Genomic DNA, 19794 nt, shown 5'->3' with positions numbered 1-19794 from the left:
CCTGGAATCGCGCCGCCGTGGCGGAGGTGCGCCGCGCCTCCCGGCCGGGGTGCGTCACCGCGTCACTGCGTCACTCGACGGTGACCTGTGACCGCACCATCCGCTCAGCCCCGGGTGTCGCCCAGACCGCGCCGTCCACGTCGAACGCGAGGACGTCCACCGCGCCGTCGGCGGTGATGCCCCGCAGGTCGTCGGCGTCCCCCGCCACGATCGCCGTCGCGAGGACGTCGGCCGTGACGATGTCGTCCGCGACCACCGTCGCCTGGACGAACGTCGGCGTCGACCGTCGCCAGACGTGCTCGCCGCGCTCCGCGGTGCCCGAGGTGGCGACGGCACGACGAGGTGCCTCGAGGGCCGCGACCCCGAGGACGACGTCGCGGTGTGCCGGGTCGACGACGCCGACGCTCCACGGTGCCACGCCGCGGTGGAGACCACGCACGAGGACGTCCCCACCGGCGTTCAGCAACCAGTCCTCGGACACCTCGTCGAGCACCGCACCCGCGTCACGGATCGCGAGCGCCTTCACCACGCCGGACAGGTCGACGACCCCGTCGGGGCGGTGCGGCGTGAACGCACCGCCGGTGCGGTCGCGCCACTCGAGGGCGAGGGCGTAGGTGTCGAGGACCTCCTGCGGGGCTTCCGACAGTCGGAGGTCACCACGGACGATCCGGCTCAGGACCGACGACGGGTCGTACAGGCTGTAGCGGTGGTCGTAGCCCGCGAACACCCGACGGGCCTCGGCCGCTGCGGACGGACCGGCACCGCGGATGCTGACGACCGTGCCCATCGTCTCGAAGGTCGCGACGCTCACAGGCCGGCCTCGTCCAGCGCGGATTGGAGGGATGTGACGTAGCCCTCGCTGGTGTAGGTCGCGCCGCTCACCGCTTGGATCTTCGCGGACTGGGCTTGCAGGGCCTCCTGCCGGAGGACGGGGGCGGCCTGCTGGCTGATCTGCACGGACCGACCACCGTCGTTCGTCAGCTGGAGTACGGCGACGTCGGTCAGCTTGCCGCCGGAGACCGTGATCTGAACCTGGACCGGCCCGTACTGGGTCTGCGCGGTCTGGCCCGCGAACGTGCCGTCCTTGACCGAGCCGGAGCCGCCCGCGCTGGTGCCGGTGCCAGCGCTGGTCGAGCCGGTGCTGCTGCCGCCGGTGGTCCCGCTGCCGCCGGTGCTCGTGCCCACGCTGCCCGTCCCGCTGGTCGTCCCACCCGAGGTCGTCGCCTGCTGCTGCGATGCCGTCAGCGCCGGCTGCGCGCCGACCTGCCACCCGATGACCAGGATCGCCGCCGAGGAGACGATGCCCCCGGCGAGCACACGCCCGCGCATCACTCGAACCGTTCCTGGTGGATCTGGTGCTCCGGGACGCCGGCGAGCCGTGCCTCCCGGACGACCAGGTCGGACCAGGCCTTCGGCCCGCAGACGTACAGGTCGGACTCCAGCAGGCGCGGGAACACCGAGCGCAGGGTGACGCCGCGTCGGACGTCGTCCTCGGTCATCCAGCTCTCCCGCGAGTGTGCTCGACGTCCGACCATCGCGAACAGGGCGCTCCCGGTACGTGCGGCGAGCTCGGCGGTCTCGTCCCAGAGGTACTGCTGATCGGTGTCGGTCCCGCGCAGGAGCACGGTGGCCTCGCCCGGGCGGAGGTCGGTGTCCTCGAGGAGCGACCGGATGGGGGTGATGCCGATGCCGGAGGCCACGAGCGCGAGGTACGGGGCGGTGCGGGCTCGGCTCGTGAACAGTCCGTACGGACCCTCGAGCGACACCAGGGCACCCGGCGTGATGCGGCCGAGCCTGGCCGAACCGGCGCCGAGGTCGCGGACCGTGATGCGGGCGTGTCCGCTGCCGGGGACCGCCGAGAACGACACGGGGTGCGCGTGCCACCAGGTCCGCGCCGTCCAGAAGCGCCACACCCCGTACTGCCCGCCCTGCACGCCGAGGCGGTCGAGGTCGCGGCCGCTGAGGTGGATCGACACGACCCCGGGCGCGATCGGCTCGACGGCCGTGACGCGGATGCGGTGCCGGAGGGTCACGACGAGCGGGAGGACGAACCGGTAGAGCGCGATGAGGCCGAGCGCCAGGGCGTAGAGCGCGATCCAGTAGACGCGCTGCCACGAGCCGTTCGACAGGACCCCGCCGACGCTGAGCATGTGCGGCAGCGCGACGAGCACCGCGGCGTAGCTGAGCAGGTGGATGACGTGCCAGGCCTCGTAGGGCAGGCGGCGCCGGACTGCGACGAGCGAGGACACGACCACCGTGACGAACAGCCCGAGCGCGAGGTACGCGAGCGGCATGTCCGGGGTCGAGAACAGCACGATGGTCTCGGCGACCGGACTGGTCGCCGACTCGGCGGAGTAACCGAGCGTGAGCAGTGCCCCGTGGGCGAGGAGCAGGTACAGCACGGGCTTCCCGAGCGCCCGGTGCACCGCGATCGCGTTGTCCTGCCCGAACACGCGGTCGATGAGCGGGACGCGCGCGGCGAGCACGAGCATCACGAGGGTGAGGTCCGTGCCGACCAGTCCGGCGATGATGCCCGCATCGGTCAGGACGCTGCCGACACCGGTGATGGTGCGCGACGGCGGCGTGACGAGCCACAGCGCGACCGCGAACGCGGCCGAACTCCAGGCGAGCACGCCGAGCAGGTCCGCCATCGCCGTCCGGGCGCGTCGCGCACGCCGACGCCGTCGCGCGGCTGCGGCGAGCGGTTCGGAGGGCGCGGGACGGAGCGGGGGTCGGCTCGTCGCGGCGGATCGGGCAGGGGGGCGGGTGGCAGGGCCGGCGGTGTCGATCATCGTCGTGGTCCTCTCCAGCAGCTGATCGGGTGACACCCAGCATCTGCATCGGAACCATGAGCGAACCCGGAACGGACCCGGTGCTTCGTTCGAGATCTCGAGTGGTGCCCGATCAGCGCCGCGGTAGCCGGACGGTCGCGACCGCTCCCCCGTCGACGCCGTTGCGGAGCGACGCCGAGCCACCGGCCCGTTCGGCGGTGCCCCGGACCAGGGCGAGCCCGAGCCCGCTCCCGCCGAGCCTCGTCCGCGACTCGTCCGCACGGGTGAACCGGTCGAACGCCTGCGGCAGGAAGGACTCCGGGACCCCGCGCCCGTCGTCGACCACCACGAGCTCGAGGTCCTGCTGCGGATCCTGCCGCAGCGCCACCCGCACCCAACCGCCCGCGCTGCCCGCGGCGATGGCGTTGGCGACGAGGTTGTCGACGACCCTCGCGAACGCGGCCGCGCCGATTCCGTACCGGACGTCCGGCACACCGACATCGACGGTGAAGTCGACGTCGCGCGGTCCGACGACGTCGATCGCCCGGGCCCGGTCGATCGACGCCATGAGCTCCGACACGAGGTCCGACGCGGTGGTTGAGGGCGTCGGCCCCTCCTCGTCGAGGCGGCTCAGCTCGAGCATCGTGTTCGCGAGCGCGACGAGCCGTGCGGCGTCCGACTCGGCTGCGGTCAGCTCGCGTTCGAGAGCCGCCGCGTCCCCGGAGGACCGGTGCGCGAGCTCCAGGCGTGCGGTGAGCGCGGCGAGCGGCGTCCGGAGCTCGTGGCTCGCGTCCGACACCATCCGCCGCTCGCGCTCGGCGTTCTCGCGCTGCCGGTCGAGGAACGCGTTCAGGGTCCGGGCGAGGCCGGCCAGCTCGTCGTCGGTCCGGCCCACCGGCAGGTGGGCGTCCGAGGACCCGGCGCTGATGGCCTCGGCTGTCCGACGCATCCGTCCGACCGGTCGGAGCGCCAGGGTGGAAAGCAGCCACGCCGTCCCGCCGAAGGCGACGAGGGCGAGGAGGGTGCCGATGACGAGCGACCGGTCGACGCGCTCGAGCGTCTCGTGTCCGGCGCGGCCGTCCTGCGCCGCCCAGACGACGTACGAGCCGGTGTCGTTGCGGACCGGGACCCCGACGACGGTGTTCCGGTGGCCGTGCACGTCGAGCCGGAGCGTCGTCTCGTGCTCCACGGTCCGCGGCAGGGCGTCGCGCAGGCCGTCGGGCAGCCGGTCGAGGATCCACGAGCCCGAGGACGACCGGATGCCGATGAGCAGTCCCTCGGTCGGCCGGTCGGGCGCCTCCCCCGGGTTCGACCGGAGGTCCGCGACGAACGGTGCCGCGTCGCTCATCGCCAGGGAGCGGTCGGTCTCGAGGGACGCGCGGTCGATCTGCACGTGCAGGGCGACGGCACTCGCGAGGAGCACGACCGCGCCGACGAGCACGCTGCCGAGCGTGATCCGCGCCCGGATCGACAGGCGCCGCAGCAGCCTCACGTCGACACGCCCGCCACGACGACCGAGGCGGTCACGAGGCCACGACGTCGAGTGCGTACCCGACGCCCCGCACGGTGCGGATCGCCACGTCGGCGTCCGCGACCTGCAGCTTCTTCCGCACGTAGCTGACGTACTGGTCGACGATCGTCGGGTCGAAGTGCTCCGCACTCCCCCAGACCTCGTCGAGCACCTCGCTGCGCGACCGCGTCCGTCCGACGCCCTGCACGAGGAACCGCAGCAGGGAGAACTCCTTCACGCTCAGCGGCAGGTCACGGCCGCGGACGGTGGCGCGGACGGCCACGGTGTCGAGCCGGACCGCGCCGGCCTCGACCACGGTCGGCGTACCGGCGGCACGGCGGCGGAGGTGCGCGCGGATGCGGGCGTTGAGCTCCGCGATCGCGAACGGCTTCGTGAGGTAGTCGTCGGCTCCGGAGTCGAGCCCGAACACCCGGTCGTCGACGGCGTCCCGGGCGGTGACGAGCACGACCGGGAAGTCCTGCCCCATCTCCCGCAGGCGACGGCACACCTCGAACCCGGTCATCTCGGGCAGCATGACGTCGATCGCCGCCGCGTCGAACGCACCGGACCGTGCCGCGACGAGCGCCGCGACCCCGTCGGTGACGAGCGTGACCGCGTGCCCCTCGTCACGCAGCCCGCGTTCGACCAGCGCACCCATCTCCGGGTCGTCCTCGACCACCAGGATCTCCGCCATGCACCGTCCCTTCCACCCACATCGTGCCCCATCCGACGGCCGTCGCGCTGGGCGGGTGGTCCGGAGACGACCGCCTGGAGGCCCGGTGCCGGTCCGGCGGACCCGCACCGGGCCTCCAGGCTGGCACCGTGTGTGCGCAGGTCAGGCGACGCCCGTCGTCCCGAGCAGCGAGCCGATGAGGAACGTGGCGGCGAGGGCGATCGCGCCGCCGACGACGACGCGGACGGTGGCACGTGGGACGGAGCCGCCGCCGATCCGCGCGCTCGTCGCTCCGGTGAGGGCGAGCGCAAGGAGCACGACGACGAACGTGACCGGGATGCGGGTGCCGTCCGGCGGCAGGAGGATCGCGAGGAGCGGGAGGAGCGCACCGACCGAGAAGGACGCGGCGGAAGCGAATGCCGCGTGCCACGGACTGACCACCTCGTCCTCGTCGATCCCGAGTTCGGTCGACAGGTGCGCCGCGAGGGCGTCGCGGTCGGTGAGCTCGGTGGCGACCCGCTCGGCCGTGTCCCGCTGCAGTCCGCGGGCCTCCCACAGCCGGGTGAGTTCCTCGAGCTCGGTCTCCGGGTCGTCCGCGAGCTCCTTGCGCTCCTTCTCGATGAGCGCCTTCTGGCTGTCGCTCTGGCTGCTCACCGAGACGTACTCGCCGAGCGCCATCGACACCGCGCCACCGACGAGTGCCGCGACCCCCGCGGTGGCGATCGCCGGCACGGAGGTCGACGCGCCCGCGACGCCCACGACGATCGAGGCGGTGGAGACGATGCCGTCGTTGGCACCGAGCACCGCGGCGCGGAGCCAGTTGAGCTTCGAGGACAGGCCGCCGGCGTGCGGCTCGCCGTCGTGGTGTTCGGTGTCGGTTCCGGTGTCGGTCACGCCGGCCAGACAACCACGCGGTGGGCGACCCGTTCGTGTGTGTTCTCGAACGATGTCCGAGTGCGGTGACCGGCCTGCGCACGGGCGGGCGGCCCGTCGAGCGGGTTCAGTTGTCGGTGGACGCCGAGGCCGCTCGGCGCGGAACCTGGAAGGGCTCGCGATGAACTGGCAGTACGGGGGCATCCCGCTCCACCCACTGTTCGTCCACCTCACCTCCGTCGCAGTACCGGTCGCCGCGCTGACGGCCATCGCGGTCGCCGCCTGGCCGGCGGCACGACGGTGGCTCGCGGTCGGCGCCCCGATCATCGGTCTCGTCGCACTCGTGTCGGTGCCGCTCGCGACCCAGTCGGGCGAGTGGCTGGAGGAGCACGAGAAGGAGACCGCGCTGCTCGAACGCCACACACACCTCGCCGACGGACTGCTGCCGTGGTCCGTCGCGGTCTTCGCGCTGCTCACCCTCTGGTGGGCGTGGCAACGCTTCGGTGTCGCCCGGGTCGACGGCCGCGGGGTCGCCCGCGTCGTCGGCATCGTGGGCCCGGTCCTCCTGATCGCAGCCGGCATCGGCTCGCTCATCGAGGTCGTCGTCATCGGACACGCAGGGGCCGTGTCCGTCTGGAAGGGATAGGGAACAGGATCGATGGAACACGACGAGACGAACACTTGCAGCTACCACATGGGCGGATCGCTGCCGGCGGGCGGTGACCACCTCGGTGGGGCGTTCGGGCAGTCGCCGACGCTCGAGCACTGGTACCCCCAGCGGCTCCGCGTCGACGCGCTGCACCGGAACGGGGTGGACGCCGACCCGCTCGGCGCGGACTTCGACTACGCGGCGGCCTTCGCGACGATCGACCTCGAGGAGCTCAAGCGGGACATCAAGACCCTGCTCACCACGAGCGTCGACTGGTGGCCCGCCGACTACGGCAACTACGGCCCGCAGATGATCCGCATGGCCTGGCACGCCGCCGGCACCTACCGGATCGCCGACGGACGGGGCGGTGCGGGCACGGCCATGCAGCGGTTCGCGCCGATCGGCAGCTGGTGGGACAACGGCAACACCGACAAGTCGCGGCGACTCCTCCAGCCGATCAAGCACAAGTACGGGAACGCCCTGAGCTGGGCCGACCTCATGGTGCTGACCGGCAACTGCTCGCTCGAGCTGATGGGCCTGCCGACCTACGGGTTCGCCGGTGGCCGCCTCGACGCGTGGGAGCCGGACGACGGCACGTGGTGGGGGCCGGAGGTGTGGAACCCGCACGAGGTGCACAGCATGGACGAGATGGTCTCCCGTGACGAGCGGTGGCACGGGCAGAACGGCGACGAGGACTACGACCTCCAGAGCCCGCTCGCCGCCTCGCACCAAGCCCTCATCTACGTCAACCCCGAGGGGCCGTACGCGAACGGCGACCCGATGGGGTCCGCCCGGGACATCCGGATCACCTTCACCCGGATGGCGATGAACGACGAGGAGACCGTCGCCCTCATCGCCGGTGGCCACGCGTTCGGCAAGAGCCACGGGCAGGTTGCGGCGACCGAGATCGGTCCCTCCCCCGAGCTCGCCCCGATCGAGCAGATGGGCCTCGGGTGGCACAACCCGGTCGGGACCGGCAACGCCGAGTACACCTCGACGAACGGCATCGAGGGCAGCTGGACCCAGGACCCGACCCGCTGGGACAACAGCTACCTCGAGAACCTGTTCGGGCACGAGTGGGAGCAGACGAAGAGCCCCGCCGGCGCGCTGCAGTGGACGCCGAAGGACCCGGACGCGCCGCGCACGCCCGACGCCCACGTGCCCGGCAAGGACCACGCCCTGATGATGATGACGTCGGACATCGCACTGAAGGTCGACCCCGAGTACCGGAAGGTGTGCGAGAAGTTCCTCGCCGACTTCGACACCTTCACGCTGGCGTTCTCGAAGGCCTGGTACAAGCTCACCCACCGCGACATGGGTCCGAAGTACCGGTACCTCGGCCCCGAGGTCACGATCCAGGACGACCTCCTCTGGCAGGACCCCCTGCCCGACGCCGAGGGCGCCCCGATCGGCGACGCGGACGTCGAGGCGCTGAAGGCCGCGGTCCGCTCCGCCCAGATCAGCGCCTCCGACCTCGTGTTCACCGCCTACTCGGCCGCGTCGACCTACCGCGACAGCGACAAGCGCGGCGGCGCGAACGGCGGCCGGATCGCCCTGTCCCCGCAGAAGGACTGGGCGGTGAACGGTCGGACGGTACCGGTGGTCGAGGCACTCCAGCGGATCAGGGAGCAGCACCCGTCGGTGTCGCTCGCCGACCTCGTCGTGCTCGCGGGCTGCGTCGGGGTCGAGGACGCCGCGCGCGACGCCGGCGTCGAGGTCACCGTGCCGTTCACGCCCGGTCGGGTGGACACCACGCAGGAGCTCACCGACATCGAGATGTTCGAGTGGCTCCGGCCGATCGCGGACGGCTTCCGGAACTTCCGCTCCGAGCGGTTCGAGCAGTTCGCCCCGGGCGTCGCGCTCGAGCAGGTGTTCCTCGACCGGGCGAACCTGATGACGCTGACCGCGCCGGAGTGGACCGTGCTCACCGGTGGCATGCGCGTGCTCGGGACGAACTGGGACGGCTCGGACGTCGGCGTCCTGACCGGACGCGTCGGCACGCTGTCGACCGACTGGTTCGTCAACCTGACGGACACCGACCTGGTGTGGACGAAGACCGACGACACCGAGACGGTCTTCGCCGGCACCGTGCAGGCGACGGGCGAGCAGCGCTGGATCGCGTCGCGGCACGACCTCGTGTTCGGGTCGAACGCGCAGCTACGGTCGATCGTCGACGTCTACGCCGGCAGCGACGGCCAGGAACGCTTCGTGCGGGACTTCGTCGCCGCGTGGGACAAGCTCATGATGCTCGACCGGTACGACGTCAAGGGTGCGAAGCGGTACGGCCCGATGGCCGCCTGACACCCTTCCGGACGCGGCGCCCGCTCTGCCACCATGGTGGTGGAGCGGGCGCCGTCGTCCGCGCGGTTCGAAGGAGACCACCATGACCGTCCGACTCAACCCGTACCTCGGCTTCCGCGACTCGGCGCGCGAGGCGCTCGAGTTCTACCATTCGGTCTTCGGCGGCTCGCTCACCGTCGGCACCTTCTCCGAGATGGGCATGGAGGTCGACGCCGCCGACCGCGACAAGGTCATGCACGGGCAGCTCGAGGGCGAGAACGGTCTGCTCCTCATGGCCTCCGACTCCCCCTCCGGCATGCGCGCCGACACCGGCAGCAGCATCTCGGTGTCGCTCAGCGGCGACGACCTCGACGCGCTCACCCGCTACTGGGAGGGACTGTCCGACGGCGCCACGATCATCGAGCCGTTCACGCAGGCCCCCTGGGGCGACACGTTCGGCATGCTGACCGACCGCTTCGGCACGACCTGGCTGGTCAACGCGAGCGCACCCGCGGCGTGACCCACGGTCGGACTGGAGGCCCATGGCGGCGCCCGCCACGGGCCTCCAGTCCGCCCCGCGAGGGGTCGCGACGCGGCCCGCGCCGCCTCCGTAGGCTCGGCACCATGTCCTACACCGCGGCGGACGACCGCTACGACTCCATGCCCTACCGCCGAACCGGCCGCTCCGGCCTCGACCTGCCCCTGCTCTCGCTCGGGTACTGGCACAACTTCGGCGACGACAAGCCGTTCGAGACGCAGCGGGCGATCAGCCGCCGCGCGTTCGACCTCGGCATCACGCACCACGACCTCGCGAACAACTACGGCCCGCCCTACGGCGCCGCCGAGGTCAACTTCGGCCGGCTCATGCGCGAGGACTTCCGGCCGTACCGCGACGAGATGGTGATCTCGACGAAGGCCGGCTGGGACATGTGGCCCGGGCCGTACGGCCAGGGCGGCGGCTCGCGGAAGTACGTGCTCGCCTCCCTCGACCAGTCGCTCCAGCGGATGGGCCTCGAGTACGTCGACGTCTTCTACTCCCACCGGCTCGACGCCTCGACGCCGCTCGAGGAGACCATGGGTGCGCTGCACACCGCCGTCCAGCAGGGCAAGGCGCTGTACGTCGGGATCTCGTCGTACGACGCCGAGCGCTCCCGGCAGGCCGCGGCGATCCTCCGCGACCTCGGCACCCCGCTCCTCATCCACCAGCCGTCGTACTCGATGCTCAACCGGTGGATCGAGGACGAGGGGCTGCTCGACGCGGCCGGCGAGCTCGGCTTCGGCGTGATCGGCTTCACCGCGCTCGCGCAGGGGCTGCTGACGGGGCGGTACCTCGACGGGGTGCCGGCCGACTCGCGTGCGGCAGCGGGCAAGTCGCTCGACGCCGGGTCCCTCACCCCGGAGGTCGTCGAGCACCTGCGGGCACTGAACGACGTCGCGGCGGCGCGCGGGCAGAGCCTGGCGCAGCTCGCGCTCGCCTGGGCGCTGCGCGACGAGCGGGTGACCTCGCTCGTGATCGGGGCGTCGCGGGTGGAGCAGCTCGAGCAGAACGTCGCGGCGCTCGGCAACCTGACCTTCACGGACGACGAGCTCCGGACGATCGACGAGCACTCCGTCGGTGTCCTCGACGTGGACCTGTGGTCCGGCGCGCGATCGGGCGAAGTGAACTGAGGGGCCGACTGCCCGGTGCACAACCAAAGTCGTCCCGAACCACGCCTTCCCGCGGTTCGGGACGACTTTGGTTGTGCGAACCTCAGCCCGGGATCACACCGGGAGCGCGACGGGCACCGCAGCCGACAACGCCGTCGCCGTCGCCGGGAGCGTCAGCGCCCGGTGCCCGCTCATCGTCTCGAGCACCCGCACGACCTGCCGGCTGTACCCGTACTCGTTGTCGTACCAGACGTAGACCACCACCTGCCGGCCGCCGTCGGCGATCGTCGCGAGCCCGTCGACGACCCCGGCCTTCCGCGAACCGAGGAAGTCGCTCGACACGACCTCCGGCGACTCGACGTAGTCGACCTGGCGGCGGAGGGCCGAGCGCAGCGAGACCTCGCGGAGGTGCGCGTTGAGCTCCTCGCGGGTCACGCCGCGACCGAGCGTCAACGTCAGGACCGCGATCGACACGTCCGGCGTCGGGACCCGGATCGCGCTCCCGGTGAGCTTCCCCGCGAGCGGCGGGTACGCCTTCGCCACGGCCTTCGCGGCACCGGTCTTCGTCGGCACCATGTTGAGCGCCGCGGACCGACCACGCCGGGGCCCGGGATGGTGGTTGTCGGTGAGGTTCTGGTCGTTCGTGAACGAGTGCACCGTCTCCACGTGTCCGTGCTCGATGCCGTACTCGGCCTCGAGCGCGGCGAGCACCGGCGTGATCGCGTTCGTCGTGCAGGACGCCGCCGCGACGATCGGCTCGTCCCCGATCATCGCGTCGTTGACCCCGTGCACGACGTTCGGCACGCCGCCGGAGGCCGGGGCGGTCAGCAGGACACGGGACACCCCTGGTGCCGCGAGGTGCGCCGACAGCGACTCCCGGTCGGTCCGGACCCCGGTGCTGTCGACGACGACGGCGGCGTCGATGCCGTACGCGGCGTAGTCGACGTCGGACGGCGACGCCGCACCGATGAACCGGATGACGGTCCCGTTCGCGGTGATCGTCTGCTCCTCATGGTCGACGGTGATCGTCCCGTCGAAGGGTCCGTGCACGGAGTCCCGACGCAACAGGCTCGCCCGCTTGACCAGGTCCTCCGGACCCGTGGAGCGCAGGACGACCGCGCGGAGGCGGAGTCCGTACGCGCCTCCCGACCGGGCCAGGAGGATCCGCGCGACGAGCCGGCCGATCCGTCCGAACCCGTGGATGACGACGTCGCGCGGCGGCGCCGCGTACTGACCGGTGCCGACCGCTTCGGCGAGGACGTGCCGGAGGTAGTCGTCGAGCTCGAGCGCGTCCTGCCTGCGGAAGCCGGCGTTGCAGTCGGCGACGTCGACCACCGACGGACCGAGGTCGAGGGTCGTCAGCGCGTGCAGGACCGGCAGGACCTCGTGCGGGGACAGTTCGACGCCGTCCACGTGCCGCGCGAACCGGTGCAGCTTGAGGATCTCGTGCACCGACCGACCGACGAGCCGGCGACCGTGGATCGTCGTCACGACGTCGTGCCGTCGGTGGAGTCCGTCGACGATCGGGACCATCGCGGCGGCGACCGACGCCCGGTCGACCCACTCGTCGAGGACCCGGTCGGTGTCCGCGCGGTTCACGCCGCGACCTCGACGCGCGCCGGCGTCGTGCCCCCGGCCGCTGCGGGTGCTGCTGCCGCCGCCTCGAGCCGAGCCCGCAGTGCCCGGAGCTCTGCCCGCACCGCGGCCGGGACGGTCCCACCGAGCGACTCGAAGAACTCCTCGGTCCGGTCCGCCTCGTCGAGCCAGCTGGCGGGGTCGACGTCGAACAGGGCCTGGAGGCTCGTCCCCGACACCCCGAGACCGCGCACGTCGAGCGCGCCCTCCGCGGGGACCGCGCCGAGTGGCGTCGCGCGCGTGGTCGGCGCGTCCGGGTCCGCGACCCGGTCCGCGATCCACGCGAGGACGCGGGCGTTCTCCCCGAAGCCGGGCCAGAGGAACGCGCCGTCCTCGCCCTTCCGGAACCAGTTGACCTGGAAGACCTTCGGAGCACCCGCGCCGAGCTCTTCGCCGACGTCGAGCCAGTGCTGCCAGTGCGACCCCATGTCGTAGCCGACGAACGGGAGCATGCCGAAGGGGTCCCGGCGGAGTTCGCCGACCGTGCCCTCCTGCGCCGCGGTGCGTTCGCTCGACACCGTCGCGCCGACGAAGACGCCCTGCGCCCAGCTCTCCGTCTCGACGACGAGCGGCACGTTCGTCGCCCGGCGCCCGCCGAAGAGGATCGCGTCGACCGGGACGCCGTCCTGCTCGTGCCAGTCGTCCGCGAGGGTCCGGCACTGCTCGATCGGGCTCGTGAACCGGGCGTTCGGGTGCGCCGCCGGCGTGCCCTTCGCCGGTGTCCAGTGCTCGCCCCGCCAGTCGATGAGGTGTGCCGGCGGCTCGTCGGTCAGCCCCTCCCACCAGACGTCCCCGTCCTCGGTCAGGGCGACGTTCGTGAAGATCGTCCGCTTCCGCATCGTGTCCATCGCGACGGGGTTCGTCGACACCGACGTCCCCGGAGCCACGCCGAAGATGCCGGCCTCGGGGTTGATCGCGTACAGCCGTCCGTCCGCGCCCGGCCGGAGCCAGGCGATGTCGTCGCCGATCGTCTCGACGCGCCAGCCCGGAAGCGTGGGCTGGAGCATCGCGAGGTTCGTCTTGCCGCACGCGCTCGGGAAGGCCGCGGCGACGTGGAACGCACGGCCGGCCGGGTCGGTGAGCTTGAGCAGGAGCATGTGCTCGGCGAGCCACCCCTCGTCGCGGGCGATCGTCGAACCGATCCGGAGCGCGAAGCACTTCTTCGACAGCAGCGCGTTGCCGCCGTAGCCGGAGCCGAACGACCAGATCGCCCGCTCCTCCGGGAAGTGCGAGATGTACTTCGTCGGGTTGCTCGGCCACGCGACGTCCGGGCGCCGGGTGCCGTCGGCGTTCCGGAGCGGGTAGCCGACGCTGTGCACGCCCGCGACCCACTGCGTGTCGGGTCCGATGCGTTCGAGCGCGTCGTCGCCCACCCGAGCCATCAGCGCGAGCGAGACGGCGGCGTAGGCGGAGTCGGTGACCTGCACGCCCAGCTGCGAGATCGCGCCGCCGACCGGCCCCATCGAGTACGGGACGACGTACATCGTCCGGCCGCGCATGGACTCCGCGAACAGGCCGTTGAGCTCGGCGTGCATCGACCGCGGGTCGCGCCAGTTGTTCGTCGGGCCGGCGTCGGCGGGGTCGCTCGTGCAGATGAAGGTGCGGTCTTCCATCCGGGCGACGTCGTCCGGGGTGCTCCGGGCCAGGAAGCTGTCCGGCCGCAGCCCCGGGTCGAGGCGGATGAGTGCGCCTTCTTCCACCATGCGGTCGGTCAGGCGGGTCCACTCGGGGTCCGAACCGTCGCACCAGACGACCTCGTCCGGTCGGGTCAGCAGCGCCGTGCGCACGACCCAGTCCGCGAGTGCGCGGTTCGCCAGTCCGTGCCGGTACGCACCGTCCGGCACCTCGGCGCTGGGGCACGGCCCCACCGGCGGGTGGGTGTGCCGGTGCACGGTCGCAGTGGGGATCGGGCCGGTCTCGGCGTCGCCGAAGCGGCGGTCACGGGACGGAACGGTCATCGTCATGGTGGTCTCCTCGTCGAGCCCTACGGTGGTCGTGGTCCCCAGCATGCGGGGCTGTCCGCCCGCTAGGCTGTCGGCCAGACGGAGAAGAACAGCAGTTCTTCACACTCGAGGAAGAGTGACGACATGTCCCACGACGACCGCCCCCAGCGACTGCTCGGGCAGTGGATCCGCCACGTGCGCACGACCCGCGGGATGACCCTCGACGTCCTCGGTCGCGCCACCGACCTCGCGCCGAGCCGCCTCTCGATGATCGAGAACGGGCTTCGCGAGCCGAAGGTCTCCGTGCTCACGAAGATCGCGGCGGCGCTGGACGTCCCCGTGTCCACGCTGACCTCGTCGACCCCGCCGACCGAGCGTGCCCGACTCGAGCTCGAGCTCGCCGCCCACCAGGACGGCCCGCTCGCCGCTCGTCTCGACCTGCCGCGCATCGACGTCCGGAAGAGCCTGCCCGACGACGCCCTCGCGAGCGTCGTCGCCCTGCACGAGGCGTTGGAGCGACGGGTCCGCGAGTCGGCGGTCACCCAGGCCGCCGGACGGGAGGCGATGATCGCACTGCGGCTGCAGGGCCAGTCGTCCGACAACTACTACGAGGACATCGAGGACCAGGCCGCCGACCTGCTCGGGACGGTCGAGCGTCCGCCGGGGCCGCTCATGCACCACACCGTCGCGGCGCTGGCATCGAAGCTCGGGTACCGGCTCGTGCACGCCGACGACCTGCCCGCGTCGTCGCGCACGATCACCGACCGCGAGCACGGCGTGATCTACCTGCCGCCGGCCGCGACACCCGGTGGTCGGGGCTTGCGGAGCCTGGCGCTGCAGGCGCTCGCGCACGTGGTCCTCGGGCACCGGCCGCCCACCGACTACGCCGAGTTCCTGCGGCAGCGCATCGAGATCACGGCGTTCGCGGCGGCCTGCCTCGTCCCGCGGGACGCCGCCGTGCCGTTCCTGCAGCAGGCGAAGTCCCGACGCGACATCGCCCTCGAGGACTTCCGCGACGCGTTCGGGGTCACGCACGAGACGGCCGCGCACCGGTTCACCACGCTCGCGACCCGCTTCCTCGACCTCCCCGTGCACTTCGTCCGTGTGCGCCGGTCTGGTGCGATCGTGAAGGGCTACGAGAACGACGGCATCACGTTCCCGACCGACACCGACGGCGGGATCGTCGGGCAGGTCGTGTGTGCGAAGTGGGCGTCCCGGACGGCGTTCGAGGACCGGAACCGCTCACGCGAGCACTACCAGTACACGGACACGCCGAACGGCACGTACTGGTGCAGCGTGCAGACGGGCACCGACGACGACGAGTTCTCGATCACGCTCGGGACGCCGTTCGCGCACGCGCAGTGGTTCCGGGGACGCGACACCACCGTCCGGCGGCAGTCGAACTGCCCCGACCCGTCGTGCTGCCGACGCCCGCCCGCGCCACTCGAGGCGAAGTGGCGGGATGTCGCCTGGCCGAGCGCCAAGCTCGGCGAGCACGTCCTCGCTCCCCTGCCCACCGGTCGCTTCCCCGGGGTCGACGACGGCGAGGTCTACCGGTTCCTCGAGGCGCACGCCGACTGACGCAGTCCCGGACGCGAGCCGCGCGTCGGGGCCGAGCCGCGCCTCCCGGCCGCTACCGTCGCACGCATGGTCGGAGCCGACTGCACCTTCTGCCGCAACATCGCCGCTGACTCCTTCGACATCGTCGGAGGCGGCCCTCGGACCCTCGTCGTGCTCGACCGCCAGCCCATCAACCAAGGGCACGTCCTCGTCCTCCCCCGGCGGCATGCCGAGGACTTCGCCTCGCTCACCGAGGAGGAGGTCGTCGAGATGGCTCTCCTGGCGCAGCGGGCGGACCGGGCGGTCCGTGCGCTCTTCGGCGACGTGACGACGGGGACGAACCTGCTCATGTCCAACGGCGCCAGCGCCGACCAGGGTGTGCCGCACGCGCACCTGCACGTGATCCCGCGCCAGGACGACGACGGGTACGAGTTCCGCGAGGACCCGACCCGGTACCCCCTCGTACCGCTCGACGACGACGAACGCGAGGGTCTGCGTCGGCACATCGACACGGGGCACGCACCGGCGCCGGACCGTTCGGGGACGTGACCGTGCCCGAACACCCCCTCTGGCGCCCGTTCGCCGCCGGGAGCAACGCCACGCGGCAGTCCGAGCGTGTGGCGTTCCGACAGACCGAACCCGGTCCGCCGCAGCCGTACGACCCGCGGTGGCCGGATGCGTACACGCTCGTGCGGGACCTCGTCGTGGGGGCGCTCGGCGACCACCCTCGTGTCCAGCACGTCGGCTCCACGGCCGTGCCGGGCATGACGGCGAAGCCGGTCGTCGACGTCGACCTGCTCGTGCCCGATGTCCTCGACGAGGGCGCATGGCTGCCGCAGCTCGAGGCGGTCGGGTTCCGCCTCCTCTTCCGGGACGCGATCGCCGGGGACCCGCACCGGCAGCTCACCCTCGGCGACCCGAACACGAACCTCCACGTGTGGGGGCCGGGGGCGGTCGAGCCGCAGCGTCACCGTGTCTTCGTGAGGTGGTTGCGCGAGCACGCCGAGGACCGGCAGGTCTACGCCGATGCGAAGGCGCGTGCGGTTCGGGGTGAGGACGGACTCCGGTACAACGACGCGAAGGCCGCGGTCGTGTACGACATCTACGAGCGCGCGTTCGCGGCCGATCCGGAGCACGGCCACGACCCTCGACCCCGATCGTGAACGCTCGGGACCACGGAAGGACTCGCCCGTGCGACCACTGATCCTCACCGGAGGCCCTGCCGTCGGGAAGACGACGTGCGCGCGGGCGCTCGCCGCTGAACGGGAGCGTGCCGCGTACATCGACGGCGACGACGTCCGTCAGCTCGTCGTCGCCGGTGCTGCGACGCCGTGGTCCGGACCGGAGGGGACGGCGCAGCACGAGCTGGCTGCCCGGAACACCGCGGCGCTGGCGCGGAACCTCGAGGGCGCGGGCTTCGACGTCACCGCCTCCGACGTCGTCACTTCGGAGGTCCTGCCCGTGTACCGCGAACACCTGCCGAGGTGCTTCATCGTGCACCTGGCCGTCTCCGTCGACGGAGCTCGCGATCGAGCAGCGACCCGTCCGGTCTTCATCACGGACGAGGAGTTCGAGCTGCTCCACCGGATGACCGCCGTCCCGCCGGCCGTGGACCTCGTCCTCGACGTCACGGGCATGACGGTCGACGAGCAGATCGAGCGGGTGCGCGGCGCCTGGTTCCAGGCCTGAACGGACACGCCGAGGACGTCGCTGCGCTACCGTTCCCTCATGGAGACGAGCAATCCCCTGGTCCCGGCCCCGTACGACCTCGTGTGGTCCGTCTTGGCGGTCATCACGGTGGCGCTCACGGTCGTCGCGTTGGTGTCGCTGGGCCGGGCCGCTCGAGGCCTGTCACCGTGGCTGGCCCTCGCGTGGGCAGCGCTCATCATCGTGGTGCCCGTCCTGGGTGCGGTGGCCTGGCTCGGCGTGGGTCGACGAGCCGAGCCCGGTGTGCGTCCGCCTCGGTAGGCGAACGAGACGCGCCTGCCCTCGCCCCGCACTTGTGCAGCCCCTGGGCACGGCCCTCCACCCGGCAGGATGGACCGGACCACGCGAGGGCGTCGGTCGGAGAGGACACCGTGTCGGACGACACCAGCAACGCCGCACTGCGGACGATGATCGAGCGCGCAGGGCGGATCACTTCCGAGGAAGCAGAAGCGCTCGACGTCACCTGGAAGGCCGACGAGGGCATCGTGGTGCCCGAGCCGAGCGCGTCGCTCGCCATCCAGGGCGGCGCGGACGGACGGATGGTGACGAACGCCGACCTCCTCGCCGCCTGGCAGCACGCACTCGACGCCGCCGGCGCTGCGGGTCGTGTCGAGGAGATCGAGGCAGCCCAGCAGGCCGGACGGGCCGTCCGGCACTCGGACGCCCACCTCCGGGACCGCTCGGGCGCCGAGGAAGCGATCCGGTCCGCGGTCCTCGCGACCGGCGTCCGCGAGCTCATCACCGACGACGAGTACGCCACGTTGACGGCGGCACGGCGGAAGGTGCTCGGCGAGCTCTGACCCGCGCCGAGCGAACGAGGGGGTCCTGCCGACATCGGCAGGGCCCCCTCGTCACGACCTGGTGGGTGCTCGGGCGCGTCAGCGCTTCAGGTTCGTCAGCTCCTGCAGCACCTCGTCCGAGGTCGTGATGATGCGTGCGTTCGCCTGGAACCCGCGCTGCGCCACGATGAGGTTCGTGAACTCCTGCGACAGGTCGACGTTCGACATCTCGAGCGTGCCCGCCGCGAGCGAGCCGACGCCCGCCGAGCCGGGTCCGCCCACGGAGGCCTGGCCGGAGTTCGCCGTCGCACGGTAGCCCGAGGCGCCGGTCTTCTCGAGGCCGGCCGGGTTGGCGAAGGTCGCGAGGGCGATCCGGCCGAGGGCGAGCGACGCACCGTTCGAGAAGGTGCCCGTGACGGTGCCGTCCTTCGCGATCGAGTAGCCCTGGAGCGACCCGGCCTCGTGGCCGTTCTGCGACGAGATGGTCGCCGTGTTGAGCGTCGCGAACCCGGTGAGGCCGGACATGTCGACCGCGATCCCGCCGACGGTGAGCGCGCCGCCGGTGGCGACCGTGCCGTCGCCCTTGAACGTGATCGCCGACGCGGCCTTGTTGCCCTGCCCGTCGTCGGCCGCGACGTCCCAGCCGGCGGCGGTGCGCGTGTACGTGATCGACATCGTCTTCTTCGCACCGTTCGCGTCGTAGACGGTGGCGTCGCGCGTGACCTTGCCGTCGACCACGGTGTCCGACGGCAGGTTGCCGGTGAGGGCTGCGGTGGACGTGCGGACCGCGGGCGCGGCGGCCTCGAGCGGCAGGGTGATGTCGCCGAGCTGGCCGTTGTCGTTGACCACGCCGTTCACGGCCGGGTACCCCTGGACGATCTTGCCGTCCGAGGAGACCAGGCGGCCGTCGGCGTCGAAGTCGAACGCGCCGGCGCGGGTGTACACGGTGTCGGTGCCGAGGCGCGTGACGAAGAACCCGTCGCCGGAGATCATGAGGTCGGTCGCCTTGCCGGTGGCCTGCGCCGAGCCCTGGGCGAAGTTCGTGGAGACACCGGCGACCTGCACGCCGAGGCCGATCTGAGCGGGGTTCGTGCCGCCGATGCCGGTCTGCGGCCCACCGGCGCCCTGGGTCATCTGCGACAGGGTGTCCTGGAAGACGGTCGACGACGACTTGAAGCCGACGGTGTTGACGTTGGCGATGTTGTTGCCGGTGACGTCGAGCATCTCCTGGTGGGAGCGGAGACCGGAGATCCCGGAGTAGAGCGAGCGGAGCATGGTGCGTCCTTTCGTGGAGGTACCGAAGAAGAAGAAGAAGGTGGGTGGAGGGAGGTCAGGAGGCGGTCTTGATGCCGGAGATCACGTCGAGGTCGACCTCCTTCCCGCCCACCGTGACCGTGGGGACGCTTCCCGCGTACGACACCGCTGTCGCGGTCCCCTCGATCGACTTCCCCGTGGTGGCGTCGGTGTAGCTGACCTGCTTCCCGACGAGGTTCGCGGCGGCGATCCGCATCTGCAGCGAGAAGTTCTCGTTCGCCGTCGTGGTCTGGTTCGTGATCTGCTCCATCATCGCGAGCTGCGTCTGCTGGCTGATCATCTGGTTGGTGTCCATCGGCGAGGACGGGTCCTGGTTCCGGAGCTGCGTGACGAGCAGCTTCATGAACACCTCGGAGTCCATCGTCTGCGACCGCGAGGACGACTGGTTCGCGGCGAGGGCCGCGGCCTGCGTGGCCAGGTCGACCGACCCGGTGATGCCGTCGAGGGGCATGG

20 protein-coding genes are annotated in these 19794 nt (G+C 71.9%); 10 read left to right on the top strand and 10 right to left on the bottom strand.

Annotated elements, in window-relative coordinates; all coding sequences use genetic code 11:
• Window positions 1-70: 70 nt before the first annotated feature.
• The 6 genes from ACIPYW_RS12360 to ACIPYW_RS12335 form a co-directional block, all read right to left on the bottom strand.
• Window positions 71-811 carry an FAD:protein FMN transferase gene (locus ACIPYW_RS12360; RefSeq protein WP_400413943.1) on the bottom strand — a complete coding sequence of 247 codons (741 nt, stop codon included), beginning with the start codon at window positions 809-811 and terminating at the stop codon, window positions 71-73.
• Window positions 808-1329 carry an FMN-binding protein gene (locus ACIPYW_RS12355; RefSeq protein WP_400413941.1) on the bottom strand — a complete coding sequence of 174 codons (522 nt, stop codon included), beginning with the start codon at window positions 1327-1329 and terminating at the stop codon, window positions 808-810. Before ACIPYW_RS12355 ends, ACIPYW_RS12360 begins: the two co-directional genes overlap by 4 nt.
• Window positions 1329-2651, bottom strand: coding sequence for a ferric reductase-like transmembrane domain-containing protein (locus ACIPYW_RS12350; RefSeq protein ID WP_400413938.1), 1323 nt, complete (start codon window positions 2649-2651; stop codon window positions 1329-1331). The genes ACIPYW_RS12355 and ACIPYW_RS12350 overlap by 1 nt, the downstream gene beginning before the upstream one ends.
• A gap of 253 nt (window positions 2652-2904) precedes the next feature.
• Window positions 2905-4263 (bottom strand): sensor histidine kinase, encoded by a 1359-nt coding sequence (locus ACIPYW_RS12345; protein WP_400413936.1) that lies wholly within the window; start codon window positions 4261-4263, stop codon window positions 2905-2907.
• A gap of 31 nt (window positions 4264-4294) precedes the next feature.
• A complete protein-coding gene (locus ACIPYW_RS12340) occupies window positions 4295-4975 on the bottom strand; it encodes a response regulator transcription factor (RefSeq protein ID WP_400413934.1) in 681 nt (226 codons plus the stop codon).
• A 141-nt stretch (window positions 4976-5116) separates the two neighbouring features.
• On the bottom strand, window positions 5117-5848 hold the full coding sequence (locus ACIPYW_RS12335; RefSeq protein WP_400413931.1) for a VIT family protein: 732 nt from the start codon (window positions 5846-5848) through the stop codon (window positions 5117-5119).
• A 160-nt stretch (window positions 5849-6008) separates the two neighbouring features.
• On the opposite strand from ACIPYW_RS12335, the gene ACIPYW_RS12330 reads away from it, so the two are divergent.
• The 4 genes from ACIPYW_RS12330 to mgrA all read left to right on the top strand — a co-directional run bounded on the left by ACIPYW_RS12330 (window position 6009) and on the right by mgrA (window position 10424).
• Window positions 6009-6473 carry a hypothetical protein gene (locus ACIPYW_RS12330; protein ID WP_400413928.1) on the top strand — a complete coding sequence of 155 codons (465 nt, stop codon included), beginning with the start codon at window positions 6009-6011 and terminating at the stop codon, window positions 6471-6473.
• Window positions 6474-6485: 12 nt separating this feature from the next.
• Complete coding sequence (gene katG, locus ACIPYW_RS12325; RefSeq protein WP_400413925.1) at window positions 6486-8777, top strand: catalase/peroxidase HPI; 2292 nt, start codon at window positions 6486-6488, stop codon at window positions 8775-8777.
• Between the two features lie 82 nt (window positions 8778-8859).
• The gene (locus ACIPYW_RS12320; RefSeq protein WP_400413923.1) at window positions 8860-9276 is read left to right on the top strand and encodes a VOC family protein; all 417 of its coding nucleotides are present in this window, start codon (window positions 8860-8862) and stop codon (window positions 9274-9276) included.
• A 104-nt stretch (window positions 9277-9380) separates the two neighbouring features.
• Window positions 9381-10424 carry an L-glyceraldehyde 3-phosphate reductase gene (gene mgrA, locus ACIPYW_RS12315; RefSeq protein WP_400413921.1) on the top strand — a complete coding sequence of 348 codons (1044 nt, stop codon included), beginning with the start codon at window positions 9381-9383 and terminating at the stop codon, window positions 10422-10424.
• A 93-nt stretch (window positions 10425-10517) separates the two neighbouring features.
• On the opposite strand, the gene ACIPYW_RS12310 is transcribed toward mgrA, so the two are convergent.
• Both ACIPYW_RS12310 and ACIPYW_RS12305 read right to left on the bottom strand, forming a co-directional pair.
• The gene (locus ACIPYW_RS12310; RefSeq protein WP_400413918.1) at window positions 10518-12002 is read right to left on the bottom strand and encodes a glyceraldehyde-3-phosphate dehydrogenase; all 1485 of its coding nucleotides are present in this window, start codon (window positions 12000-12002) and stop codon (window positions 10518-10520) included.
• Window positions 11999-13996, bottom strand: coding sequence for a phosphoenolpyruvate carboxykinase (GTP) (locus tag ACIPYW_RS12305; RefSeq protein ID WP_400414797.1), 1998 nt, complete (start codon window positions 13994-13996; stop codon window positions 11999-12001). The genes ACIPYW_RS12310 and ACIPYW_RS12305 overlap by 4 nt, the downstream gene beginning before the upstream one ends.
• Before the next feature lie 129 nt (window positions 13997-14125).
• Between ACIPYW_RS12305 and ACIPYW_RS12300 the strand changes: the two genes are divergently transcribed.
• The 6 genes from ACIPYW_RS12300 (at window position 14126) to ACIPYW_RS12275 (ending at window position 18048) form a co-directional block, all read left to right on the top strand.
• Window positions 14126-15562 (top strand): helix-turn-helix domain-containing protein, encoded by a 1437-nt coding sequence (locus ACIPYW_RS12300; protein WP_400413916.1) that lies wholly within the window; start codon window positions 14126-14128, stop codon window positions 15560-15562.
• Window positions 15563-15628: 66 nt separating this feature from the next.
• Window positions 15629-16090, top strand: coding sequence for an HIT family protein (locus tag ACIPYW_RS12295; protein WP_400413913.1), 462 nt, complete (start codon window positions 15629-15631; stop codon window positions 16088-16090).
• Window positions 16087-16704, top strand: coding sequence for a GrpB family protein (locus ACIPYW_RS12290; RefSeq protein ID WP_400413911.1), 618 nt, complete (start codon window positions 16087-16089; stop codon window positions 16702-16704). Before ACIPYW_RS12295 ends, ACIPYW_RS12290 begins: the two co-directional genes overlap by 4 nt.
• Before the next feature lie 28 nt (window positions 16705-16732).
• A complete protein-coding gene (locus ACIPYW_RS12285; protein ID WP_400413909.1) occupies window positions 16733-17230 on the top strand; it encodes a hypothetical protein in 498 nt (165 codons plus the stop codon).
• Window positions 17231-17269: 39 nt separating this feature from the next.
• Window positions 17270-17509, top strand: coding sequence for a hypothetical protein (locus ACIPYW_RS12280; protein ID WP_400413907.1), 240 nt, complete (start codon window positions 17270-17272; stop codon window positions 17507-17509).
• Between the two features lie 110 nt (window positions 17510-17619).
• Window positions 17620-18048, top strand: coding sequence for a hypothetical protein (locus ACIPYW_RS12275; RefSeq protein ID WP_400413905.1), 429 nt, complete (start codon window positions 17620-17622; stop codon window positions 18046-18048).
• A 78-nt stretch (window positions 18049-18126) separates the two neighbouring features.
• Here the strand turns inward: ACIPYW_RS12275 and ACIPYW_RS12270 are convergent, their stop codons facing one another.
• A complete protein-coding gene (locus ACIPYW_RS12270; RefSeq protein WP_400413902.1) occupies window positions 18127-19302 on the bottom strand; it encodes a flagellar hook protein FlgE in 1176 nt (391 codons plus the stop codon).
• Between the two features lie 55 nt (window positions 19303-19357).
• On the bottom strand, window positions 19358-19792 hold the full coding sequence (locus tag ACIPYW_RS12265; protein ID WP_400413899.1) for a flagellar hook assembly protein FlgD: 435 nt from the start codon (window positions 19790-19792) through the stop codon (window positions 19358-19360).
• Window positions 19793-19794 lie beyond the last annotated feature (2 nt).

Origin of the sequence: Curtobacterium sp. NPDC089689, assembly GCF_044749145.1 — a bacterium.
Lineage (GTDB): Bacteria > Actinomycetota > Actinomycetes > Actinomycetales > Microbacteriaceae > Curtobacterium.
The sequence above is the reverse complement of the archived record's forward strand: the minus strand, read 5'-3'. Positions and strand labels throughout refer to the sequence as shown.

What these genes read in the sequence shown, in the direction of transcription:
- ACIPYW_RS12300 (WP_400413916.1), top strand. Translation starts at nt 14,126, where the DNA reads ATGTCCCACGACGACCGCCCCCAGCGACTGCTCGGGCAGTGGATCCGC.
- ACIPYW_RS12280 (WP_400413907.1), top strand. Translation starts at nt 17,270, where the DNA reads ATGGAGACGAGCAATCCCCTGGTCCCGGCCCCGTACGACCTCGTGTGG.
- ACIPYW_RS12295 (WP_400413913.1), top strand. Translation starts at nt 15,629, where the DNA reads ATGGTCGGAGCCGACTGCACCTTCTGCCGCAACATCGCCGCTGACTCC.
- katG (WP_400413925.1), top strand. Translation starts at nt 6,486, where the DNA reads ATGGAACACGACGAGACGAACACTTGCAGCTACCACATGGGCGGATCG.
- mgrA (WP_400413921.1), top strand. Translation starts at nt 9,381, where the DNA reads ATGTCCTACACCGCGGCGGACGACCGCTACGACTCCATGCCCTACCGC.
- ACIPYW_RS12330 (WP_400413928.1), top strand. Translation starts at nt 6,009, where the DNA reads ATGAACTGGCAGTACGGGGGCATCCCGCTCCACCCACTGTTCGTCCAC.
- ACIPYW_RS12265 (WP_400413899.1), bottom strand. Translation starts at nt 19,792, where the DNA reads ATGCCCCTCGACGGCATCACCGGGTCGGTCGACCTGGCCACGCAGGCC.
- ACIPYW_RS12320 (WP_400413923.1), top strand. Translation starts at nt 8,860, where the DNA reads ATGACCGTCCGACTCAACCCGTACCTCGGCTTCCGCGACTCGGCGCGC.
- ACIPYW_RS12355 (WP_400413941.1), bottom strand. Translation starts at nt 1,329, where the DNA reads ATGCGCGGGCGTGTGCTCGCCGGGGGCATCGTCTCCTCGGCGGCGATC.
- ACIPYW_RS12305 (WP_400414797.1), bottom strand. Translation starts at nt 13,996, where the DNA reads ATGACCGTTCCGTCCCGTGACCGCCGCTTCGGCGACGCCGAGACCGGC.
- ACIPYW_RS12340 (WP_400413934.1), bottom strand. Translation starts at nt 4,975, where the DNA reads ATGGCGGAGATCCTGGTGGTCGAGGACGACCCGGAGATGGGTGCGCTG.
- ACIPYW_RS12270 (WP_400413902.1), bottom strand. Translation starts at nt 19,302, where the DNA reads ATGCTCCGCTCGCTCTACTCCGGGATCTCCGGTCTCCGCTCCCACCAG.
- ACIPYW_RS12350 (WP_400413938.1), bottom strand. Translation starts at nt 2,651, where the DNA reads ATGGCGGACCTGCTCGGCGTGCTCGCCTGGAGTTCGGCCGCGTTCGCG.